Annotated in this window: 20 protein-coding genes and 1 tRNA gene; 12 read left to right on the forward strand and 9 right to left on the reverse strand. The window is 67.6% G+C overall.

The window, feature by feature from the left end; translation table 11 throughout:
* The first annotated feature begins 4 nt into the window (after window positions 1-4).
* Window positions 5-988 carry a helix-turn-helix domain-containing protein gene (locus FB562_RS02545; RefSeq protein ID WP_185740434.1) on the forward strand — a complete coding sequence of 328 codons (984 nt, stop codon included), beginning with the start codon at window positions 5-7 and terminating at the stop codon, window positions 986-988.
* Window positions 985-1,434, forward strand: coding sequence for a DUF3237 domain-containing protein (locus tag FB562_RS02550; RefSeq protein ID WP_185740435.1), 450 nt, complete (start codon window positions 985-987; stop codon window positions 1,432-1,434). The genes FB562_RS02545 and FB562_RS02550 overlap by 4 nt, the downstream gene beginning before the upstream one ends.
* A 122-nt stretch (window positions 1,435-1,556) precedes the next feature.
* Here FB562_RS02550 and FB562_RS02555 read toward each other — a convergent pair whose 3' ends face one another.
* Both FB562_RS02555 and aceB read right to left on the reverse strand, forming a co-directional pair.
* Window positions 1,557-3,149 (reverse strand): isocitrate lyase, encoded by a 1,593-nt coding sequence (locus tag FB562_RS02555; protein ID WP_141879705.1) that lies wholly within the window; start codon window positions 3,147-3,149, stop codon window positions 1,557-1,559.
* A 36-nt stretch (window positions 3,150-3,185) separates the two neighbouring features.
* On the reverse strand, window positions 3,186-4,802 hold the full coding sequence (gene aceB, locus FB562_RS02560) for a malate synthase A (protein WP_141879706.1): 1,617 nt from the start codon (window positions 4,800-4,802) through the stop codon (window positions 3,186-3,188).
* Window positions 4,803-4,951: 149 nt separating this feature from the next.
* Between aceB and FB562_RS02565 the strand changes: the two genes are divergently transcribed.
* Entirely contained in the window at window positions 4,952-6,412 is a 1,461-nt protein-coding gene (locus FB562_RS02565) for a helix-turn-helix transcriptional regulator (RefSeq protein WP_185740436.1), read from the forward strand.
* Window positions 6,413-6,644: 232 nt separating this feature from the next.
* Here the strand turns inward: FB562_RS02565 and FB562_RS02570 are convergent, their stop codons facing one another.
* Complete coding sequence (locus FB562_RS02570) at window positions 6,645-7,940, reverse strand: nicotinate phosphoribosyltransferase (RefSeq protein WP_141879708.1); 1,296 nt, start codon at window positions 7,938-7,940, stop codon at window positions 6,645-6,647.
* A 128-nt stretch (window positions 7,941-8,068) separates the two neighbouring features.
* Entirely contained in the window at window positions 8,069-8,506 is a 438-nt protein-coding gene (locus FB562_RS02575) for a hypothetical protein (RefSeq protein WP_141879709.1), read from the reverse strand.
* 142 nt (window positions 8,507-8,648) lie between these two features.
* On the opposite strand from FB562_RS02575, the gene FB562_RS02580 reads away from it, so the two are divergent.
* The 6 genes from FB562_RS02580 (at window position 8,649) to FB562_RS02605 (ending at window position 15,200) form a co-directional block, all read left to right on the forward strand.
* Window positions 8,649-10,049 carry a MurL-like N-terminal domain-containing gene (locus FB562_RS02580; RefSeq protein WP_141879710.1) on the forward strand — a complete coding sequence of 467 codons (1,401 nt, stop codon included), beginning with the start codon at window positions 8,649-8,651 and terminating at the stop codon, window positions 10,047-10,049.
* Entirely contained in the window at window positions 10,036-11,397 is a 1,362-nt protein-coding gene (gene murD, locus FB562_RS02585) for a UDP-N-acetylmuramoyl-L-alanine--D-glutamate ligase (protein WP_221625354.1), read from the forward strand. The genes FB562_RS02580 and murD overlap by 14 nt, the downstream gene beginning before the upstream one ends.
* Before the next feature lie 516 nt (window positions 11,398-11,913).
* A complete protein-coding gene (gene rph, locus FB562_RS02590; protein WP_141879712.1) occupies window positions 11,914-12,645 on the forward strand; it encodes a ribonuclease PH in 732 nt (243 codons plus the stop codon).
* Entirely contained in the window at window positions 12,642-13,226 is a 585-nt protein-coding gene (gene rdgB, locus FB562_RS02595) for an RdgB/HAM1 family non-canonical purine NTP pyrophosphatase (RefSeq protein WP_141879713.1), read from the forward strand. Before rph ends, rdgB begins: the two co-directional genes overlap by 4 nt.
* A 55-nt stretch (window positions 13,227-13,281) precedes the next feature.
* Window positions 13,282-14,532 carry an Nramp family divalent metal transporter gene (locus FB562_RS02600; protein WP_141879714.1) on the forward strand — a complete coding sequence of 417 codons (1,251 nt, stop codon included), beginning with the start codon at window positions 13,282-13,284 and terminating at the stop codon, window positions 14,530-14,532.
* Entirely contained in the window at window positions 14,529-15,200 is a 672-nt protein-coding gene (locus tag FB562_RS02605; protein ID WP_141879715.1) for a metal-dependent transcriptional regulator, read from the forward strand. The genes FB562_RS02600 and FB562_RS02605 overlap by 4 nt, the downstream gene beginning before the upstream one ends.
* Before the next feature lie 15 nt (window positions 15,201-15,215).
* Here the strand turns inward: FB562_RS02605 and FB562_RS02610 are convergent, their stop codons facing one another.
* The 4 genes from FB562_RS02610 to FB562_RS02625 form a co-directional block, all read right to left on the reverse strand.
* Window positions 15,216-15,953, reverse strand: coding sequence for a DedA family protein (locus FB562_RS02610; RefSeq protein ID WP_141879716.1), 738 nt, complete (start codon window positions 15,951-15,953; stop codon window positions 15,216-15,218).
* Window positions 15,954-16,071: 118 nt separating this feature from the next.
* A tRNA-Leu gene (locus FB562_RS02615) sits at window positions 16,072-16,153 on the reverse strand.
* Between the two features lie 51 nt (window positions 16,154-16,204).
* Window positions 16,205-16,798 (reverse strand): TetR/AcrR family transcriptional regulator, encoded by a 594-nt coding sequence (locus FB562_RS02620; RefSeq protein WP_141879717.1) that lies wholly within the window; start codon window positions 16,796-16,798, stop codon window positions 16,205-16,207.
* 88 nt (window positions 16,799-16,886) lie between these two features.
* The gene (locus tag FB562_RS02625; RefSeq protein WP_221625355.1) at window positions 16,887-17,381 is read right to left on the reverse strand and encodes an Rv3235 family protein; all 495 of its coding nucleotides are present in this window, start codon (window positions 17,379-17,381) and stop codon (window positions 16,887-16,889) included.
* A 180-nt stretch (window positions 17,382-17,561) separates the two neighbouring features.
* Between FB562_RS02625 and FB562_RS02630 the strand changes: the two genes are divergently transcribed.
* A complete protein-coding gene (locus FB562_RS02630; protein ID WP_141879718.1) occupies window positions 17,562-18,206 on the forward strand; it encodes a hypothetical protein in 645 nt (214 codons plus the stop codon).
* 18 nt (window positions 18,207-18,224) lie between these two features.
* Here the strand turns inward: FB562_RS02630 and FB562_RS02635 are convergent, their stop codons facing one another.
* Window positions 18,225-18,512: a helix-turn-helix domain-containing protein gene (locus tag FB562_RS02635; protein ID WP_141879719.1), complete on the reverse strand. Its 288-nt coding sequence runs from the start codon at window positions 18,510-18,512 to the stop codon at window positions 18,225-18,227.
* A gap of 121 nt (window positions 18,513-18,633) precedes the next feature.
* Here FB562_RS02635 and FB562_RS02640 point away from each other — a divergent pair, with 121 nt between their 5' ends.
* The gene (locus FB562_RS02640; RefSeq protein ID WP_141879720.1) at window positions 18,634-19,287 is read left to right on the forward strand and encodes a hypothetical protein; all 654 of its coding nucleotides are present in this window, start codon (window positions 18,634-18,636) and stop codon (window positions 19,285-19,287) included.
* Complete coding sequence (locus tag FB562_RS02645; protein ID WP_141879721.1) at window positions 19,284-20,582, forward strand: CpaE/TadZ family protein; 1,299 nt, start codon at window positions 19,284-19,286, stop codon at window positions 20,580-20,582. The genes FB562_RS02640 and FB562_RS02645 overlap by 4 nt, the downstream gene beginning before the upstream one ends.
* The last annotated feature ends 2 nt before the right edge of the window (window positions 20,583-20,584 follow it).

The following is a 20,584-nucleotide window of genomic DNA, read 5'->3' on the forward strand; positions in this document are numbered from 1 at the left end:
TTCGATGGAGAAGTCGGTAGAGATGCGCGGGGCAGAACACGAGATGCTGCTCTACGGGTGGCTCGAGACCGAAAGTCTGGGCGAGGACCGCCCGCAGCACACCTCGGATGCTGTGGTCGTGCGCACAGACGGAGCCAACCCCCGCGTCACCCGGCATTTTCGCATCGGCACCCTCGACGTTGCCCACATTTCTGGCGATCGTGTCGATGTCGAACCGTTGCTGACGGCACGCCGGTGGAAGGGGGTCGTGCTCGGTTTTGTCACGGCAGGGCATCTGTCGGTGAGCCAGGGTGAGCAGACCGTGCAGCTCGGGGTGGGCGACTTCGTGTTCTATACCCCTGCGCAGCGCTACAGAATCACTTCTCCCGGGTATCACGAGTACCTTGTTGTGCGCATCCCGATCGCCTCGATTGCCCTGCGCTACAGCGCGTTCTCTGATGTGGTTGCCACCGATCTTTCGCGTCTTCCGTCTGCCGCGGTGCTTCGCGGCATTCTTGCGGGCCTGAGCCGACCAGATTCTGTTCCGTCGCTTGCGGCGAGCGTGCACGTCGGCGACGCCGTGCTTGCTGCCGCTCACGCCGTGATCGCCGATGCTAGGCCCGCCGGCTCAGCCGAATCGATATCGCTGTTCACGACCTTCGTGCTCTGGATCGAAGACAACCTCGCCGACCCTGATCTCTCTGCCGACCGCATTGCCGCTGTGCACTTCTTGTCCACTCGCTACGTTCGACGCATTTTTGCCGCCAACGGCACCACGATCACCGCGATGGTGCGACAGCGACGACTTGAGCGTGTGCGCGACGAACTTCTTGACCCGCGCATGGCTCGGCACTCGATCAGCTCAGTCGCCGAGCGCTGGGGGCTCGCCGACCCTGCGTCATTCAGCCGGGCGTTCCGCCGCCAATTCGGATCATCCCCTAGACAGTATCGAGCGCTGCACCTGCATCAGGGCCAGCCTGGTGCGACAGATGAGGAGGCGGCATCGTGACATCGAACCCGCGCCTGGGTCTTGAGCTGATCGCGAGGATCCGTGTGGACATCACAGAACCGATCGAGGCGGGGGAGGTGATCGGTGGCCACCGTCGGATCATCCCCATCAGCGGCGGGGTGGCGTCGGGGCCGCGGATCACCGGGGATGTGCTCCCGCTCGGCGCCGACTGGAACCTTCGCGCGCACGATGGACGCGAGACGGCCAGTGCCCGCTACGTTGTGCGCACGACCGATGGAGCCCTGCTGAGCATCTACAACGAGGGCGTCTTGTGTGGTGTCGGCGGTTCCTTCTCCGGCATCACCCGGCCGCAGATCGAAGCGCCCGACGGGGACTACGCCTGGCTCAACGACGCCGTCTTGTCTGGAACGCTCAGCATTGTCACTGCGGATGGCGCAGTCACCGGTGTCGCGCTCGAGTTCTGGCAGGCGGTCGTCGCGCAGTAGACGTGCACACCGCCCCGCGATCGGATGTGCGCGCCCGCTCGGGACGTGCGTGCCCGCTCGAGCAGGCACTCACGTCCCGAGCGGGCGCGCACGCCGCGAAACAGGGTTCGGAGGGGTGGGCCTCAGAACTGGTTCATCGTGTTGTCCTTGCCGCCGGCCTTGAGGGCGGCGTCGCCCGCGAAGTACTCCTTGTGGTTGTCGCCGATATCGGAGCCGGCCATGTTCTGGTGCTTGACGGTGGCGATGCCTTCACGGATCTCGCGACGCTGCACGCCCTTCACGTAGGCGAGCATGCCCTCCTCGGCGAAGTAGTCCTTCGCCAGATCATCCGTCGACAGCGCGGCCGTGTGGTAGGTGGGCAGGGTGATGAGGTGGTGGAAGATTCCCGCCTCGGCAGAGCTGTCGCGCTGGAAGGTGCGGATCTTCTCGTCGGCGAGACGCCCGAGCTCGGTGTCGTCGTATTCGACGCTCATGAGCTTTGTGCGGTCGTAGGCCGAGACATCCGACCCCTCAGCCAGCAGGATGTCGTAGGCCTGCTGCCTGAAATTCTGGGTCCAGTTGAACGACGGGCTGTTGTTGTAGACGAGCTTCGCGTTCGGGATGACCTCGCGAACCCGGTTCATCATGCCCGCGATCTGGCCGATGTGCGGCTTCTCGGTCTCGATCCACAGCAGGTCGGCGCCGTTCTGCAGCGAGGTGATGCTGTCGAGCACGCAGCGGTCCTCGCCCGTGCCCTGGCGGAACCGGTACAGGTTGCTGGCGAGACGCTTGGGGCGCACCAGCTTGCCGTCGCGCTTGATGACGACGTCGCCGTTGCCCAGAGCACCCTCGGTGATCTCCTCCACATCGAGGAAGGAGTTGTACTGGTCGCCGAGGTCGCCGGGCGTCTGGCTGACCGCGATCTTCTGGGTGAGGCCGGCGCCGAGCGAGTCGGTGCGCGAGACGATGACGCCGTTGTCGATGCCGAGTTCAAGGAACGCGTAACGCACCGCGTTCAGCTTGGCGATGAAATCCTCGTGGGGCACCGTCACCTTGCCGTCCTGATGGCCGCACTGCTTCTCATCCGACACCTGGTTCTCGATCTGGATGGCGCACGCGCCCGCCTCGATCATCTTCTTCGCCAGCAGGTATGTGGCCTCGGGGTTGCCGAAGCCGGCGTCGATGTCGGCGATGATCGGCACGACGTGCGTCTCAAAGTTGTCGATCTGGTTCTGGATGAGCTCGACGGATGTTTCGTCGCCGGCGAGGCGCGCCGCATCCAGCCGCGTGAAGAGCAGGTCGAGTTCGCGGGCGTCGGCCTGCCGCAGGAACGTGTAGAGCTCCTGGATCAGCGCGGGCACGACCGTCTTCTCGTGCATCGACTGGTCGGGCAGCGGCCCGAACTCGGAGCGCAGCGCGGCGACCATCCAGCCGGAGAGGTAGAGGTAGCGCTTGTTGGTCGTCTTGAGATGCTTCTTGATGGAGATGAGCTTCTGCTGGCCGATGAAGCCGTGCCACACGCCGAGCGACTGCGTGTAGACCGAGGAATCCGCGTCGTATTCGGCCATGTCGCGCCGCATGATGTCGGCGGTGTACTGAGCGATCTCCAGGCCGGTCCTGAACCGGTTCTGGGTGCGCATCCGGGCGACGGATTCGGGATTGATCGCATCCCAGCTGCTGCCGAACTGCTGTTTCAGGGTTTCGATGGCGTCGATGTCGTTGCTGTAGGTGGTCATTGTTCTGAGTCCTTTACGAAGGTCGGGTGGTCGGGTTCAGGCGGCGGCCGGCGTCGGCTCTTCGACGAGGTAGCGCGTGTAGGCGCAGATCGTGAGGAAGGTGGGGTACTCCTCGCGCAGGGCAACCTCGCGGAACACCTCGGTGGCGTCGTCGAAGCGGTCGCCCTCGAAGCGCTCCAGGCCGAGGCGCTCGATGATGCCCTCCACGACCTCGACCGAGATCACGGTGCCCTGCTCCGTGACGGTGCCCTGGTGGATCCACTGCCAGATCTGCGAGCGGCTGATCTCCGCGGTGGCGGCGTCCTCCATGAGGTTGTCGATCGCGGCGGCGCCGACACCTCGCAGCCATGACTCGATGTAGCGGATGCCGATGGCCACGTTGTCGCGCAGCCCCGCATCCGTCACCGTCCCCCCGATCGATCGGATGTCGAGCAGCTGGTCGCGCGTGACGTGCACATCGTCGCGCAGGCGGTCGAGCTGGTTGGGGCGCTCGCCGAGCACCGCGTCGAACTCGGCGCGGGCCGTGGGGATCAGGTCGGGATGCGCGACCCAGGTGCCGTCGAAGCCGTCGGTGGCCTCGCGGCGCTTGTCGGCGGCGACCTGCTCGAGGGCGCGGGCCGTGACCTCGGGGTCGCGGCGGTTCGGGATGAACGCGCTCATGCCGCCGATCGCGAAGGCACCACGCTTGTGGCAGGTGCTCACGAGCAGCTCGGTGTAGGCCCGCATGAACGGCACCGTCATCGTGATCTGCTTGCGGTCGGGCATGACGAACCACTGGCCGCGGCCGCGGTAGTTCTTGATGATGGAGAAGATGTAGTCCCAGCGGCCCGCGTTGAGGCCGGCGCAGTGATCGCGCAGCTCGTAGAGGATCTCGTCCATCTCGAAGGCGGCGCCGATCGTCTCGATCAGCACGGTCGCGCGGATGGTGCCGTGCGGGATGCCGATGAACTCCTCGGAGAAGCTGAAGACGTCATCCCACAGGCGCGCCTCGCTCGCCGACTCGAGTTTCGGCAGGTAGAAGTAGGGCCCGCGGCCCTGCTCGATGAGCTTCTTCGCGTTGTGGAAGAAGTAGAGACCGAAGTCGACGAGACTGCCGGATGCCGCCATGCTCGTGCCCGTGCGGTCGATGTAGCGCAGGTGCTTCTCGACGAGGTGCCAGCCGCGCGGGCGCATCACGATGGTGGGGGTGCGCTCGGCGGTCACCGAATATGTCCTGCCCTCGGGGCTCGTGAAGTCGAGCTGCCCGCGCACTGCGTCGAACAGGCTCAGTTGGCCGCCGATGACGTTCGCCCAGGTGGGGCTCGTGGCGTCCTCCTGGTCGGCGAGCCACACATTGGCTCCCGAGTTGAGCGCGTTGATGGCCATCTTGCGGTCGGTCGGGCCTGTGATCTCGACGCGGCGGTTCTCGAGGCCGGGGCCGGCGCCGGCGACGCGCCAGGTGGCATCCGAGCGGATGTGCTCCGTCTCGGGCAGAAAGCCCAGGTCGCGCCCGTTGCCCAGGTCGAAGCGGCGCTGCATGCGCTCGGCGAGGCGGTCGTGGCGCAGGCCGCTGAAGCGGGCGTGCAGCTCGGCGACGAACTCGAGCGCGTCGTCGCTGAGGATCTCGTCGAAGCGCTCGGCGAGAGGGCCGGTGATCTCGATGCGTGCGTTCATGGTGTCGCCTTTCTTCTGGTCGTTCTCCGGTGAATCGGATGCGTGGAACCCACTCTCTTGCAACTTCGGCGGCTCTTCAGTGGCAAAGTGGGCAGAAGTTTTCTGATTCTTCTGTTGTTCAGAAGAAGCGGATGTGCAAGCCTGTCGGGATGACCCCGCACCTGCCTGCCGCGACCGACGATGAAGACATGCTCGACTCACTCACCATCGGCAAACGCATCCGACAGCTGCGCACCGACCGCGGCATGACCCTCGACGCCCTCGGCGCGGCCATCGGGCGCGCGCCGTCACAGGTGAGCGTGCTTGAGAACGGCAAACGCGAGCCTCGGCTCAGTGACCTGCAGACGCTAGCGAAGGCACTCGGCGTGCCGCTCGAGCAACTGCTCGCCGCAGAAGCGCCGTCGCAGCGGGCGGGCCTCGAGATCGCGCTCGAGCGTGCCCAGCGCGGCCCTCTGTTCGGTGCGTTGGGGCTGCCGGCGCTTCCCATCCGCAAGACGCTCAGCGATGAGGCGATCGAGACGATCCTGGGCCTGCACGCCGAACTGGAGCGCCTGCACCGCGAGCGGGCGGCCACACCGGAGGAGCTGCGCCGCGCCAACACCGAGCTGCGCCGGCAGATGCGCAAACAGAACAACCACTTTCCCGAACTGGAGGAGACGGCGGCGAAACTGCTCGCCACTGTCGGGCATGCGGGCGGCCCGCTGTCGCAGCGGGTCGCATCCGACCTGGCCAGCCATCTCGGGTTCTCGCTGCACTACACAAAAGACCTGCCCGCATCCACCCGCTCCGTCACCGACCTCGAGAACGGGCGCATCTACCTGCGCCTGAACGCGGGCGGCGACCCGCGCACCGCGTTGCTGCAGGCGCTCGCCGGGCATGTTCTCGGTGTCGCCGAGCCGAAGGATTACGGCGAGTTCCTGCGTCAGCGCGTCGAGACGAACTATCTGGCGGCGGCGCTCATGGTGCCGCAGCAGGGCGCGGTCGAATTTCTGACGCAGGCGAAGGATGCGCGAGAGCTGTCCGTCGAGGACCTGCGCGACGCCTTTGCGGTCAGCTACGAGACGGCCGCGCACCGCTTCACGAACCTGGCCACCGAGCATCTGGGCGTGCCCGTGCACTTTCTGAAGGTGCACGAATCGGGCACCATCTCGAAGGCCTACGAGAACGACAACGCCGCATTCCCGACGGATGTTCTGGGCGCGGTCGAAGGGCAGATGGTATGCCGCTTCTGGAGCGCCAGACAGGTGTTCGAGGTCGAGGACCGCTTCAGCCCGTACCACCAGTACACCGACAAACCGGGCGGAACCTACTGGTGCACCTCGAGCATCCAGTCGACCGCGCAGGGCGCATTCTCGGTCAGCGTCGGCACGCCGTTCGCGCACGTGAAGTGGTTCAGGGGGCGCGACACCCCGAACCGGCAGGTGTCAGGATGCCCCGACCCGGAGTGCTGCCGCAGGCCACCGCAGGCGCTCGCGGAGCGGTGGGCGCACAACTCGCTGCCGAGCGCCCGGCTGCAGTCGTCACTGCTGTCGGCCGTGCCGACGGGGTCGTTCACGGGCATCGACCAGACCGAGGTGTACGGCTTCCTGGAGGCGCACGCCCCGAGCTGACCACGGTCGTCTCTGCTGGTCGAGATGGTGCGGTCTGCCGCGCCCCGATTCTGCCGGTCGAGGTGATGCGGTCTGCCGCGCCTCGATTCTGCTGGTCGAGAGGCACGGAGTGCCGCGCCTCGATTCTGCTGGTCGAGGGGCACGGAGTGCCGTCTCGAGACCGGCCCCCGTGCTTCTTCTGCTGGTCGAGGTGGTGCGGTCTGCCGCGCCAGTCTCGAGACCGGCCCCCGCGCTACGCGAATACCGTCGGCAGCGCCGGGTCTCCGCGGCTGAGCCGGAATGCTTCGGCCGGCAGTTCGGCGACGGCGGCCTCCCGGTGGTCGCGTGCCGCCTTCGTGCCGGCGGCCCCGAGGTGTGCTGCGCCGGTGACGCCGTCGGTCATGAGCGCAACGTGAAGCGCCCGCCCGTCCGCTTCGGTGCTTTCGACGTGGATGCGCTCTTCGACGGCGGTTCCGGATGCGTCGAGCACGCGAAGGGGGAACTTGCGACCACCCGGGCTGGCTTTGCCGACGGATGTCTTGGCGACGGCCACCCATTCGCCGTCGGCATCCTGCCGGGAGACGAGTTTGTAGACCATGCCGGAGGCGGGTGAGCCGGAGCCGGTCACGACGGAGGTGCCCACCCCATACGAGTCGACGGGCACCGCGCGCAGGGCGGCGATGGTGAATTCGTCGAGGTCGTTGGTGACGGTGATCTTCGTTTCGGTGGCGCCGAGGTCGTCGAGCTGGCGGCGCACGGCGGCGACGAGTTCTGGCAGGTCGCCGCTGTCGATGCGCACCGCGCCGAGTTTCGGGCCGGCCACTTTCACGGCCAGTGCGACGGCGGTGTGCACGTCGTAGGTGTCGACGAGTAGCGTCGTCTCCGGGCCGAGCGCGTCGACCTGGGCGCGGAACGCCTGCTCTTCCGTGTCGTGCAGCAGCGTGAACGAGTGCGCGGCGGTGCCCATCGTGGGCACGCCCCAGCTGCGACCCGCCTCAAGGTTGCTTGTCGCTGCGAAGCCTGCGATGTAGGCGGCGCGGGCGGCAGCGACGGCGCTGTGCTCACCGACGCGGCGTGAGCCCATCTCGGCGAGTGGCCGGCCGTTCGCGGCGCTCACCATGCGGGAGGCGGCCGTGGCGACGGCGGAGTCGTAGTTGAGCACGCTGAGGATGAGCGTCTCGAGGATGACGGCCTCCGCGAAGCTGCCTTCGACGACGAGCAGCGGCGAGCCGGGAAAGTAGACCTCGCCTTCCCGATAGCCGTGGATGCTCCCCGTGAAGCGGTAGTCGGCCAGCCATTCGAGGGTGGCTTTGCTGACGACGTTCTCGTCACTCAGCCAGCCGAGTTCGGCATCCGTGAATCTGAAGTCGGCGATCTCCTGCAGAAGCCGGCCGGTTCCGGCGACGATGCCGTAGCGGCGGGCGCCGGGCAGCCTGCGGGCGAACGCCTCGAACACGCAGGGGCGGTCGTGCGTGCCCGCCTTCATGGCGGCGTCGAGCATGGTCAGCTCGTAGCGATCGGTGAACAGGGCCGTGCTGGTGCTCCGCATGGCGACAGCCTAGCGACCGCGGGCAACTCGCGGGTTGAGGAGGTTAATGCCCGCACGAACCTGCGGGTTGAGGAGGCCGCCCGCGGCCGTCTCGAAACCTCACCTACGTGCAACCCGGTTTTCGCGGCTCAGCTGGCGGCCTGGGCGACCAGCTCGGTGACCTTCTTCTCGACGGCGGGCGTCCAGGCGAGCACGGCGAACGAGGTGGGCCACATGTCGCCATCGTCGAGATTCGCGGTGCCTTCGAAGCCGATGGTCGAGTAGCGCGTCTTGAACTTCTGGGACGCCTGCATGAAGACGACGATCTTGCCGTCCGCGTTGGCGAAGCCGGGCATCCCGTAGTACGTCTTGGGCACGAGCTCGGGTGCGACGGTGCTGACGACCTTGTAGAAACCGTCCGCGAGCACCTTGTCTTCGGGTTCGAGTGCGGCGATGGCATCCTGCACTGACTTCTCGCCGGCGGCGCGGTTCTTGCCGGCCTTCTCCTGCTCGCGCAGTTCTTTCGCGCGCTGCTTGACGGCTTCGCGTTCGTCGGCGCTCAGTCCGTCTGATTTCTTGTCTGCCATGGTTTTCCTCCGTGTGTGTGAGTCAAGGCTATTCATGACGGCGGCGGGGCGCTTCTCCGTTTCTGCTCAAATGATTCGTCGGGCCTCGTGCGTTAGAATTTCTGGGCGGTGACGGGCATGTCTCGGCCGCCAGAAGGGTGCCGTGTCGAACCAACTCCTGCCTGACGAGTCCGAGCCGTCGGTGTTCGTTCCCTCCGATTTTGTGGCGTTCCGTTTCGTCGGTTTCGAGCTTGATGAGGCGACGGGCATCATCGATTTTGAATTTCGGATGCTCGGGGCCGGCTCGGTCGCACCGGTCGACTTTGTCGAGACGGTGACGTTGGCGTTGCCGCAGGATGGCGCATCCGGCGACTGGGTTGCCGTCCGCCCGGTTCTGCCGCTGCTGGGCGCTGTGATCGGGCTCAGCTATTACAAGGCTGCCGCCCCGCCTCGCTATGAACTCGATGTCGACGGCGTCACCGCATCCGCTGTCGCGTTCTTGGAGGATGCGCTGCGGCATGGCCTGGGCGAGTTCGCGTACCGCGCTGGGCTGCCGGGCCTGCTCGACACGGAGATCGTGCCGCTGCGGCCGCTCGCGCAGCGTGCCGAGCCGCACGACCTGGGTGAGGAGAGGCTGCGTCGCCCGCTCGCTCCTGTCGGCGGTGGCAAGGATTCGGTTGTGACGGTCGAGTCTCTCAAGGCTGCCGGGCTCGAGGTCACCCAGTTCTCGGTGAACCCGAACGCGATCATGCGTCGTGTCGCGGAGGCCGCGGGGGTGCCGTTCGTGGAGGCGCGCCGCACGATCGACCCGCTGCTGATCGCCCTGAACTCGCGCGGTGCCCGCAACGGGCATGTGCCCGTGACGGCCATGAACTCGCTCATCGCGGTCGCGCAGGCGCGGCTGCTCGGGCTGGGCACTGTCGTCATGTCGAACGAGAATTCGGCTGCCGAGCCGACGCTCGTGTGGGATGGCCTGCCCGTCAACCACCAGTGGTCGAAGAGTCTCGAGGCGGAGGTGCTGCTGGCGTCGGCGATCGAGGCGCAGACGGGCATCCGTGGCGGCTATTTCTCGCTTCTGCGGCCGTTCACCGAACTGCGCATCGCCCGCAAATTCGCACAGACCATCGGCTACGATCACGCGATCGTCAGTTGCAACAGGGCGTTCCGCATCAGCGGCGCCGACCCCGGCTGGTGCGGGGAGTGCGCGAAGTGCCAGTTCGTCTTTCTCGCCTTCTCGCCGTTCATGAGCCGCGAGCGTCTGGTGGGCATCGTCGGAACGAACATGTTCGAGAATGAGGCTCTCGTCGAAGGCTTCCGCTCGCTGCTCGGCCTCGATGCGCACAAGCCGTGGGAGTGCGTGGGTGAGGAGGCGGAGTCGACCGTCGCCATGAGTCTCGCCGTGCGCTCACCCGAGTGGCGCGACACGGCGGTGGTCAGGCGGATGCTCGAGCTCGCCCCCGAGCTGGCGGTCGGCGACGAGCGGATGACCGGGGAGCTGTTCGAGACGAGGCCCGCCCCGCAGGTGCCTGCCGTGTATGAGGAAGCCCGTCGTGCCTTCGACTGACGCTCGCACCGCGGCCTCCGTCGCCGAGGCTTTGGGTGGCCGTCGCGTGCTCGTCGTCGGCATCGGCCGGGAGGGGCACTCGATCGCCGATCTCGCGGTGCCGGCCGCAGCATCCGTCACCGCATTCACAGACGCCGATGGCCCCGCCGTCACGCAGTGGCGCGAGGAGTGGGGTGACCGCGCCCCCGTGGTCGTCGGCGGTTCGGCGGACGAACTCGATGTGGACGTCGCCGTCGTGTCGCCCGGCGTCAGCAAGAATCACCCGCTCGTGCGCGCGCTGAGGTCTGCGGGCGTCGCCGTCACGAGCGGCACCAGCCTGTGGATGGCCGGGCATGCAGCGCACACCATCGCGGTGACGGGCAGCAAGGGCAAATCGACGACGAGCAGCATCATCCAGCACCTGTTCTCGGCGCTGCGCGGTGAGGCGGTGCTGGGTGGCAACATCGGCATCCCGCTGCTGTCGCTGCCGGAGGCGCCACGCTACGTGGTCGAGCTGTCGAGCTATCAGTGCTCCGGGCTGACGGTGTCGCCCGGAACGGTCGTGCTGACCTCGCTGTTTCCGGAGCATCTCGACTGGCACGGCAGCGAGGGCGACTATTTCTCCGACAAACTGAACATCGTCGCGCACGGGCCCGAGCGCGTGATCGTGAACGCGCTCGACCCGCGACTCATGGCGGAGCTCGCCGCCCGCTTTCCGCGCCTCGAGGTCGAGCGGGTCGGTGGGCCCGACGGTTTTCATGTCGCCGACGGCTGGTTCATGCACGGCCCCGCCCGGCTGTTCCCGCGCACCACGCTCGCGCTGCGCGGTGAGCACAACGGGGTGAATGCGTGCCTCGCGCTCGCCGCGATCCAGTCCGACGGGTACCAGATCGCCGAGCACGCTGCCGAGGTGGCTGAGGCGCTCGCATCGTTCCACGCCCTCGAGCACAGGCTTGAGGAGATCCCGGATGCTTCGGGCCTCACCTTCGTCGACGACTCCCTGTCGACCAGTCCCTACGCCGCGGTGGAGGCCCTCCGCGCTTACGAGGGTGCCCCGCTCGCGCTGCTCGTCGGCGGCCAGGATCGTGGCGTCGACTACGCGCCCCTCGGCGACTACCTGGCGGAGCATCCGATCGCCGCCGTCATCGGCCTTCCCGGCAGTGGCGCGCACATCGTGGAGGCGCTGCCCGCGGGCCAGCCGCACGCGGTCGCTGCGTCGATGGCGGATGCGGTGGCCGCCGCCCGCAGGATGACCCCGGCCGGTGGATGCGTGCTGTTGTCGCCGGCCGCCCCCAGCTACGGCCTCTACAACAACTATGCGGAGCGTGCAGCAGACTTCCGCGCCGCGATCGCCGCGACCGCGCCCTGACGGAGCATCCTCGCGGGATGGCTCGCGCTCGTGGCTCGTGGCTCGTAGCTCGTGCTCGTAGCTCGTAGCTCGTCGCGAGAGGCCACATTCGGCCCCAAGAATTCGTCGTAGGGATCAGAATTGACCACTCCCGACAGGGCATGGGGTCAGAGTGATCTGCCCGCCGAACCGTGAGGGGTCAAAGTTCGCCCCACGTGTCTGTGCTTGGGGCCACAAGTGACCACTCGCGACCCGCTGGTCTCGGGGTCGCGGGATGCTCGAACTGGAGGGTCCCGCTGGTCGCGGGGTCGCGCCCCAGCGCGATCGTCTCGAGCCCCGCGCGCCTCGGCCCTCCCTCCGCTCCTGACCTCGCTCATCGGACACTTCGCGACACACCTGCCACTCAGACGTGTGCAGCTGTGTCGCGAAGTGTCGGGTGAGCGCATCCGGAGGTGGAGGCACTCGCGACTCGCCCCGCTCCGGCGTTCCGCGCGCCGCGGCCCTCGTTCGAGGGTGGAGGCATGGAAGGATGGTCACATGACTGAACTTCGCATCGATGGCCGCACCCCCGACAAGCTCCGCCCCGTCACGTTCGAGCGTGGCTGGAGCAAGCAGGCTGAGGGCAGCTGCCTGGTGAGCTTCGGCGACACGAAGGTGCTGTGCACGGCGTCGTTCACGAATGGCGTGCCGCGCTGGATGGCAGGCAAGGGCAAGGGGTGGGTGACCGCCGAGTACTCGATGCTGCCGCGCGCGACGAACAGCCGCACCGACCGCGAGTCGGTGAAGGGCAAGGTCGGCGGTCGCACGCACGAGATCTCGCGCCTGATCGGCCGCAGTCTGCGGGCCGTCGTCGACATGAAAGCGCTTGGCGAGAACACGATCGTGATCGACTGCGATGTGCTGCAGGCCGATGGTGGCACCCGCACGGCGGCGATCACGGGCGCCTATCTGGCGCTCGCCGAGGCGCTGGAGTGGGGCCGTGAGCGCAAGTTCATCGCGCAGAAGGCGACCCCGCTGCTCGACAGTCTGGCGGCCGTTTCTGTGGGAATCATCGATGGTGTTCCGATGCTCGATCTGGCTTACACCGAGGATGTCCGTGCCGGCACGGACATGAACGTCGTCGCCACAGGGTCGGGCACCTTCGTGGAGGTACAGGGCACTGCGGAGGGCGCCCCGTTCGATCGCGCTGAGCTTGACGGGCTGCTCGATCTCGCAATTGCGGGCACGAACTCGCTGACGGAGCTGCAGCGGCAGGCCCTCGCTCGATGACCCGCACTCTCGTTCTGGCGACGCACAACGACCACAAGGTTGCCGAGCTGCGCCGCATCCTGGGCCCGCAGCTCGACGGCATCGAACTGCTCGGCTACGACGGGCCGGAGCCGGTTGAGGATGGCGACACCTTCGAGGCGAACGCGCTGATCAAGGCGCGGGCGGCGCATGCTCACACCGGGCTGCCCGCCATCGCCGACGATTCTGGCATCAGTGTGCTGGCGCTCGCTGGCGCGCCCGGCATCCATTCGGCTCGCTATGCCGGCACTCGCGATGATGTCGACAACTACCGTCTGTTGCTGAAGAACCTGGGCGATGCGACGGATCGCAGAGCCGACTTCATGTGCGCTGCGGCGTTCGTCGATGGCGATTTTGAGCATGCGGAGCTTGGCGTCTGGAAGGGCACGATCCTGCAGCAGCCGGTCGGCGCGGGCGGCTTCGGCTATGACCCGATCTTCCGGCCGGAGGGGCTCGAGGTGGCGTCGGCCGAGCTGAGCGCCGATGAGAAGAACGCGATCAGCCATCGGTCGCGCGCGTTCGCGGCGCTCATGCCTGTCGTGCGCGGGCGCCTTCTGGCGTAGGTCGACCCGGCCCTGAGTGAGGGGCTGTGGTTTCGCATCCGGCTATAGTTTCGGTATGCCGAAATTTGATCAGCCGGTGATTCGAAAGGGTCGCATCCGTCGAGGGATGTTCCTCCTCGGCCCCGCATTCGTCGCCGCGATCGCCTACGTCGACCCCGGCAACGTCGCCGCGAATCTCACCGGCGGCGCCAAATTCGGCTACCTGCTCGTGTGGGTGCTCGTCGCCGCCAACCTCATGGCCGCGCTCGTGCAGTACCAGTCGGCGAAGCTCGGCATCGTCACGGGGCGCACCATGCCGCAGCTGCTGGGGGAGCGGCTCTCGAAGCATCCGCGGCGCCTGTTCTGGGCGCAGGCCGAGCTTGTCGCCGTCGCCACCGATGTCGCAGAGGTCATCGGCGGTGCGATCGCGTTGCAGCTGCTGTTCGGGCTCCCGCTCGTGCTCGGCGGCGTCATCGTCGGCGCCGTCTCCATGATCATGCTGGGTCTGCAGAGCCGCTACGGTCAGCGCCCGTTCGAGTTCGTGATCGTGGGCATGCTCGCGGTGGTCGCCATCGGCTTCCTCGCCGGGCTCGTCGTGCGCCCACCCGATGGCGGCGCCGTGCTCGACGGGTTGCTGCCCCGTTTCGACGGAACCGAATCGGTGCTGCTGGCGGCCAGCATGCTCGGCGCGACGGTCATGCCGCACGCCATCTACGTGCACTCGGCGCTCGCCCGCGACCGCCACGGAAAGGCGAAGGGGGCGGATGATCGCGCTCGCCTTCTGAAGGCCACCCGCTGGGACGTCGTCATAGCGCTGGGTGTGGCGGGTGTCGTGAACATCGGCATGCTGCTGCTCGCCGCAGTGAACCTGCGTGACATCGACGGCACCGACACGATCGACGGCGCGCATGCCGCCATTGAGGGCGCGCTCGGCCCGGGGGTGGCGCTTGTCTTCGCGATCGGCCTGCTCGCATCCGGCCTCGCGTCGACCGCCGTCGGCAGCTATGCGGGCGCCACCATCATGGAGGGCCTGCTGCACAGGCGCATCCCCATCTTCGTGCGTCGGGTGGTGACCATGATTCCTGCGCTCATCGTTTTGGGGCTGGGCGTGAGCCCCACCTGGGCGCTCGTGGTGAGCCAGGTGTTTCTCAGTTTCGGCATCCCGTTCGCGCTTGTGCCGCTGCTGCGCCTCACGAATGATCGCTCGCTGATGGGCGAGGCGGTGAATCGTCGCTGGGTGAGCTGGGCGCTCGGTATCGTCGTACTGCTGGTGGTGGCGCTGAATCTGGCACTGATCGTGTTGACGCTGGCGGGAGGAGAGTCGTGAAGAAACCCGGCGCCCCGACATCCGTCGTCGAGGACTACGTGAAGGTCATCTATGCGCATACCGAGTGGCAGCCGGTGCCGGTGACGCCGTCGGTGCTCGCCGCGAAGCTGGGTCTGGCCGCGTCGACGGTCACCGAGATGGTCAAGAAGCTTGCGGTGGCCGGCCTGGTGACGCATGTTCCGTATGGCGCGGTGACGCTGACCGAGGAGGGGCGGATGCTCGCCCTGCGCATGGTGCGCCGGCACCGGCTGATCGAGACCTGGTTGGTGAGCTCCTTCGGTTACGGCTGGGATGAGGTTCACGATGAGGCGGAGGTGCTCGAGCACAGCCTCTCCGACCGCCTGTTGGAGGCGATCGCGGAGCAGCTCGGGCAGCCGAGCCGTGACCCGCACGGCGACCCGATCCCCTCGGCGGATGGCACAGTGCAGAGGCCGGATGCCGTGCTCCTGTCGGAGGCCCCCGACGGCTTCGAGGGCCGCATTGCGCGGATCAGCGACAGCGATCCGATGCTGCTGCGCTACCTCACGGCGGAGGCGGTGGAGCTGGATGCCCCCATCGCGGTGGTCGGGCGGCGGCCGTTCGGCGGCGCGCTCACGGTGCGGGTCGGCGCCACTGAACACGATCTCGGTGACGCTGCCGCGGCATCCGTCTGGGTGTCGCCGCTCTGAATCGCAGCCCGATGACTATTTGGGGTCGTTGCTGGGGTCCTGATCGAAGTAGGCCGGGTCGACGACGGCCTCGTCGGCCGTGAGCGGCGGAACCCCTGCCAGGCGGGCCTTGCGCGCCTTGCTGCTCGACTGCAGGTAGTGCCACACGGTCGGGATGGCGGTGATGGTGACGGCGCCGATGAGGATGACGTCGATGTACTCCTTGACGAAGTCGGCGACGGGCGGGATGTAACCGATGAGGTACCCGAAGAAGGTGAGCCCGAAGCCCCAGAGCACGGCGCCGATGAGGTTGTACAGCGAGTACTTCTTGTAGTTCATGTGGCCGACGCCTGCGGCGACCGGCACGAAGGTGCGCAGGATGGGCACGAAGCGGGCGAGGATGACCGAGATGCCGCCGAAGCGCTCGAAGAAGCGGTTGGTGCGTTCGACGTTCTCGCGACTGAACAGCCCGCTCTCCTTGCGCTCGAACACGCTCGGGCCGAACCTGTGGCCGATCAGGTAGCCGACCTCACCGCCCGCGAATGCGGCGACCCCGATCAGGATGCCCACCCACCAGATCTCGAGCCCGAAGACGAGCGAGGTGTGCGTGAGCAGGCCGGAGATGACGAGCAGCGTGTCGCCGGGCAGCAGGAAGCCCACGAGCAGCCCGGTCTCGGAGAAGACGATGAGGCACACGATGAGCAGGGCCCACGGGCCTGCGGACTGGATGATGGTCTCAGGGTCGAGCCACGGGATGAGTGCGAGGGGAAGCAAAAGCGGGTGACTCCAGTCGATCAGGCCTGGTGGATGCGCCGAGCGGCACTCACACAGAGTACCGCGCGCCGCTCACAGGAACCCTCAGGGTTAACCCCCGAATCGACCCCGAAAAAAGTACGGGAGAAGGGACTTGAACCCTCACGCCTTTCGGCACCAGAACCTAAATCTGGCGTGTATACCAATTTCACCACTCCCGCGAGCGGTGACCAGTCTAACCAGAGCGGCGGATGCGGGCGGCCGGGCAGGCGTCAGAGGTGCAGGGATCCGCGCACATGCGCGATGGTGTGCCGAGTCACGGCGGCGAGCGGCGCCCCGTGCTCGAGGGCGCGCATCGCCGCCTCGACCACGCCGCCGAGCAGCATGGCGGTGAGATCCACATTGCCGATCGCCGACGGGTTCTCTGCCGCGAGTTCGCGCAGCGCGGACATCAGAGGTGCCGCCTGTTCGCGGTGCAGTTCGCGCAGCCGGCCGCGGAACTCCTCGGGGAGTTGCGCGCCCGAGAGCGCGGCGGCGGCACGGTGTGCGCCGTCGGCGGCCAGGCGGAGCGTCTCACGAAGGTAGGTGTCGATGCGTTCCGCTGGCGGAGCATCCGAATCGAGCACCTCGAGCAGTGCCGCGTTGGCTTTGGGGAAGGCGTCTTCGATGATGGCGCCCAGGATGGCCGGCCCCGACGCGAAGTATTGGTAGACGGCCGGGCGGGAGAGCCCGGCGGCCGCACCGACGGCACCCGGGGTGACTGCCGAGACGCCCCCTTCGACGAGCAGCTCGGTCGCGGCGGCGAGGAGTGCCTCGCGTTGGTGCCTGCGATGCTCGGCGACGGTGGGTGCGGAAATGCGGGGCATGAGCCCAGTCTATTATACTGACACAAGTGTCAGGAACATTTGCCGACGCTGCCGTCAGCAAGCGGCGGCGATGTCGCGCATGTCCGACTCAGAGCACGTTGATGGCGACGGCACGCCATCTGTTGTCGAAGCCCTCCAGCCTGATGGCGACGGCGCGCGTACGGGCCCTGCCGCGCACGATCACGACCGCCTCGACGGCCCCATCGCGGGGCTCGTCGATCGTGACGGAGCCGATGGAGAAGCTGGGCCGGGTCGCAGCCTGACCCTTGGCCCGGCGCGCCCTGTCGGAGAGCACGACCCGCTTGAGCAGGTTCTTGTAGACGCCATCGTCGACCCAGCGGGCGATCTGCTGCAGGTCACGCGCTCCCGCAAGGATCTCGATGACACAGCGGGTGAGGTTCTCGAGCAGCGGGCGCGGGTCGGGAAGGGCCGCGGATGCTGCGGGCTGCTTGCCGAAGTAGGCGTCGGGCTCGTAGGGGGCGCGGATCACCTTGCTCGGAAGCGTCTGCGCTGCGAGGGTGAGGGGGCGTCGATGCGGGGGATGCGCCTGCTGGGGGCCGGATGCGGCCAGGGCTGTGCTCATGGGGGCTCCGTGGGGTAACGGTTCGGGATTTTCGGCTGACGATTCGGGGGGACCGTCTACCCCCGTAATGGGGGGTGCCTCGAGTGACTAAACCATTGATCCGAGAAATAGTCCACGCCCCCGATTCGGGGCTGTGGAAAACTTCCACGCGGAGAAGACGATTCGCCGTAACGTCTCCCCATGCGCTGGGACAATCTCTTCGACGATCTCGAAAGTCAGCTCGAACACGAGCTGACCGCCGAAGAGATCGATCTGCGCGCCGAAGAGGAGCGGCTGAGGCTCGCACGGCTATCCCTCCGCGATCGCATCCTTGCCGTGCAGGAGGCCAGGGGTGAGGCATCCGTTCCTCTCCTGCGCCTGCTTCTGGCCGGCGAGCGCATGATCGATGTGCGGGCGATCACATTCGGCCGCGACTGGTTCGCCGCAGAGCTGGTCGAACTCTCGGGCAGGCGCTCGCAGTGCGTCGTGCCGCTCGCCGCCGTCGCGGGGCTCGTGCTCACCCGTCAGCAGGTCGAACTGAGCCTGCGCCCCGTCGCCGGCTCCGAAGTCGTGCCGGTGCGACCCGTGGGGGTTCCGGATGCGGGGGCCGGCAGTTCTCTGTCGGCCCGCCTCGGGCTCGGTTATGTTCTGCGAGACCTGTGTCGCCGCCGCCGTGCCATCGAGCTGCATCTCGCCACGGGCATGCGGCTGCAGGGCACGATCGATCGGGTCGGGCGTGACCATTTCGACATGGCGCTGCACGATGCGGGCGTCGCCCGCCGGGAGCGCGATGTGACCCAGTACAGGGTCATCCCCTTCGAGGCGATCGAGCTCGTCAGGATCTAGCGCACGTCCCTGTCGGGGTCACTGCCCGCGCGGTGCGATCGTCAGCTCGGGGATGTCGGCGAACTCGGCCTGGTTCCACAGGTTCATGCGCCGCGCCTCTTCATACTTCGCCTCGATGTACGACTCGAGCACGGATCGCTCGACGCGCCAGTGCCCTCCCGCCCCGACCTTGATCGCCGGAAGCTCCGCGCTGCGCACGAGCGCATAGGCCTGACTCGCCGAGATGTTCAGGACCTCGGCCACGTCGGCCAGCGTCAGGAAACGGCCCAGCGGGGTCGAGTCCGGGGTGTGGTCGGTGCCAGTCATAGTTCGATTATGGACGCAGACAGAGCCGTCGAACGGGCCTGTGGATAACTTTCGAGGCCTGTGGCGGAATGTCTCCACTATTGAGTTTGGCACCGCACATCCGTGACCCCCGAGGAGACCCATGAGCTCGCTGACAGCCCACGACAGGCAGCCGAGTGGCCGTCGCACCCGTTCGCGGTGGTTCGACCCACGCCTGGCCATCGGTCTCGGCCTGGTCGTCGCATCCGTCGTCGGCGTCATGGCGATCGTCACTGCGGCCGACGACACCGTCACCGTCTACGCGGCTGATGGCACGCTTGCGGCAGGGGATGTGGTGACGTCGGGTGATCTGGTCGAGCGCAGGGTGCGTCTGGGTGAGCTCACCGGCAGTTATCTTGCGCCGGGCGGCGTCGTGGACGACGGCGTCGTCATCACCCGCACGGTCGTGAAGGGCGAGCTCGTGCCGATCTCCGCCGTGGGCAGCGCCGACGACGTGACCTCCGCATCCATCGTCGTGCCCGTGCTGGGGCAGTTGCCACGCTCGGTGGGAGAGGGCTCGCTCGTCGACCTGTGGGCGGCCGGCGCGGGGGAGCGCGGCGAGTACGAGACGCCCGTTCTTGTGGCCTCCGCGGCGACCGTGGTGCGCATCGCGGAGCAGGAGGGCATCGTCTCGGGCGGAGCCTCGGTGATGGTCGAACTCATGGTGCCGCGCGGTCTGACGGCGCGCATCCTCGAGGCGAAGGCCGACGGCGATGTGCTCTCGATCATCGCCTCGAGCGGCCAGGCGAGCGAATGAGCGGCGTCGGCCGCATCGCCCTCGCGGTCGTGCCGGGGCGTGAGGGCGGGCTCATCGACGATGTCGCAGCCCACGGCTACGACGTGACGGCCCGCTGCTCGAGTGCCGACGAACTGGCATCCGTGCTCGCGGCATCCCGCAGCGACTTCGCCATCGTCTCCTCCGTCGAGCGCTACCTCAACCCGCGCCTGGTCGCCGAGGCGGATGCCGCGGGCGTGCGCATCGTCGCCATTGCCGAGACGGATGCGGGGCGCCGGCATGCGGCGAACATCGGTCTGCATGAGGTCGTCGAGGGCGACGCCGACTGGGCTCGCATCGAGGCCGTGCTGCTCGGCGCCCCGCTCCGGGCGGAGGCGCTGCCGGGCCCCACCGGCGGGCGTGGCAATGTCATCGCCGTCTGGGGGCCTGCCGGGGCTCCCGGCCGTACGACGCTCGCCATCAACATCGCCGCCGAGCTGGCGTCGGCAGGGCACACGGTCGCGCTCGCCGATGTCGACACGCACAGCGGTTCCGTCGCTCCCACGCTGGGGTTGCTCGACGAGGCGCCCGGCTTCGCGGCCGCCTGCAGGCTCGCAGGCAGCGGCGCCCTCACGCGCGCCGAGCTGGAGCGCATAGGCCAGCGTTATTCCTCACCGCATGGCAGTTTCTGGGTGCTCACCGGAATCGGCAGGCCGAGCAGGTGGCCCGAGCTCTCCGCGGAGAGGGTTGTGGCGACGCTCGCGGAGTGCCGCAAGTGGGTCGACTACACCGTCGTCGACACGGGTTTCAACCTTGAGGGTGACGAGGAGATCGTGAGCGATCTGGCCGCGCCGCGCCGCAATGCAGCGACGATCGCCGCGCTCCGGGAGGCCGATCAGGTCGTCGCAGTGGGTTCGGCTGACCCGGTCGGGCTGTCGCGCTTCCTGCGCGCCCACGTCGATCTGCTCGAGACGATCGTCACCGAGCGCATCCTCGTTGTCATGAACAGGTTGCGCTCTTCGGCGATCGGTTCGTCCCCGGCGGCTCAGGTCACGCAGTCCCTCGAGCGTTTCGGCGGCATCACCGCGCCGGTGATGGTGCCGTACGACAGGCAGGCGACGGATGCCGCGGTGCTGACCGGCGCGACACTGTACGACGTCGCGGCGAAGTCTCCTGCGCGGGTGGCCATCGGAGCCCTCGTCACCCAGCGCATCCTGCCGCCGGCAGCTGCGCTGCCAGACCGCCGTCGCGGCATCCGCTGGCCATCGCGGGCTCGAAACACCATGAGGGCTGCCGAGGTGCCCGCAGCACCCACCGTGAGCAGGCTTCGCGGCTAGGA

Source organism: Homoserinimonas aerilata (assembly GCF_006716125.1).
GTDB classification, from domain to species: domain Bacteria; phylum Actinomycetota; class Actinomycetes; order Actinomycetales; family Microbacteriaceae; genus Homoserinimonas; species Homoserinimonas aerilata.

Coding starts and splice junctions, on each gene's coding strand:
- FB562_RS02545 (WP_185740434.1), top strand. CDS start 5: ATGGAGAAGTCGGTAGAGATGCGCGGGGCAGAACACGAGATGCTGCTC.
- FB562_RS02555 (WP_141879705.1), bottom strand. CDS start 3,149: ATGACCACCTACAGCAACGACATCGACGCCATCGAAACCCTGAAACAG.
- aceB (WP_141879706.1), bottom strand. CDS start 4,802: ATGAACGCACGCATCGAGATCACCGGCCCTCTCGCCGAGCGCTTCGAC.
- FB562_RS02565 (WP_185740436.1), top strand. CDS start 4,952: ATGACCCCGCACCTGCCTGCCGCGACCGACGATGAAGACATGCTCGAC.
- FB562_RS02570 (WP_141879708.1), bottom strand. CDS start 7,940: ATGCGGAGCACCAGCACGGCCCTGTTCACCGATCGCTACGAGCTGACC.
- FB562_RS02575 (WP_141879709.1), bottom strand. CDS start 8,506: ATGGCAGACAAGAAATCAGACGGACTGAGCGCCGACGAACGCGAAGCC.
- rph (WP_141879712.1), top strand. CDS start 11,914: ATGACTGAACTTCGCATCGATGGCCGCACCCCCGACAAGCTCCGCCCC.
- rdgB (WP_141879713.1), top strand. CDS start 12,642: ATGACCCGCACTCTCGTTCTGGCGACGCACAACGACCACAAGGTTGCC.
- FB562_RS02600 (WP_141879714.1), top strand. CDS start 13,282: ATGCCGAAATTTGATCAGCCGGTGATTCGAAAGGGTCGCATCCGTCGA.
- FB562_RS02620 (WP_141879717.1), bottom strand. CDS start 16,798: ATGCCCCGCATTTCCGCACCCACCGTCGCCGAGCATCGCAGGCACCAA.
- FB562_RS02625 (WP_221625355.1), bottom strand. CDS start 17,381: ATGAGCACAGCCCTGGCCGCATCCGGCCCCCAGCAGGCGCATCCCCCG.
- FB562_RS02630 (WP_141879718.1), top strand. CDS start 17,562: ATGCGCTGGGACAATCTCTTCGACGATCTCGAAAGTCAGCTCGAACAC.
- FB562_RS02635 (WP_141879719.1), bottom strand. CDS start 18,512: ATGACTGGCACCGACCACACCCCGGACTCGACCCCGCTGGGCCGTTTC.
- FB562_RS02640 (WP_141879720.1), top strand. CDS start 18,634: ATGAGCTCGCTGACAGCCCACGACAGGCAGCCGAGTGGCCGTCGCACC.
- FB562_RS02645 (WP_141879721.1), top strand. CDS start 19,284: ATGAGCGGCGTCGGCCGCATCGCCCTCGCGGTCGTGCCGGGGCGTGAG.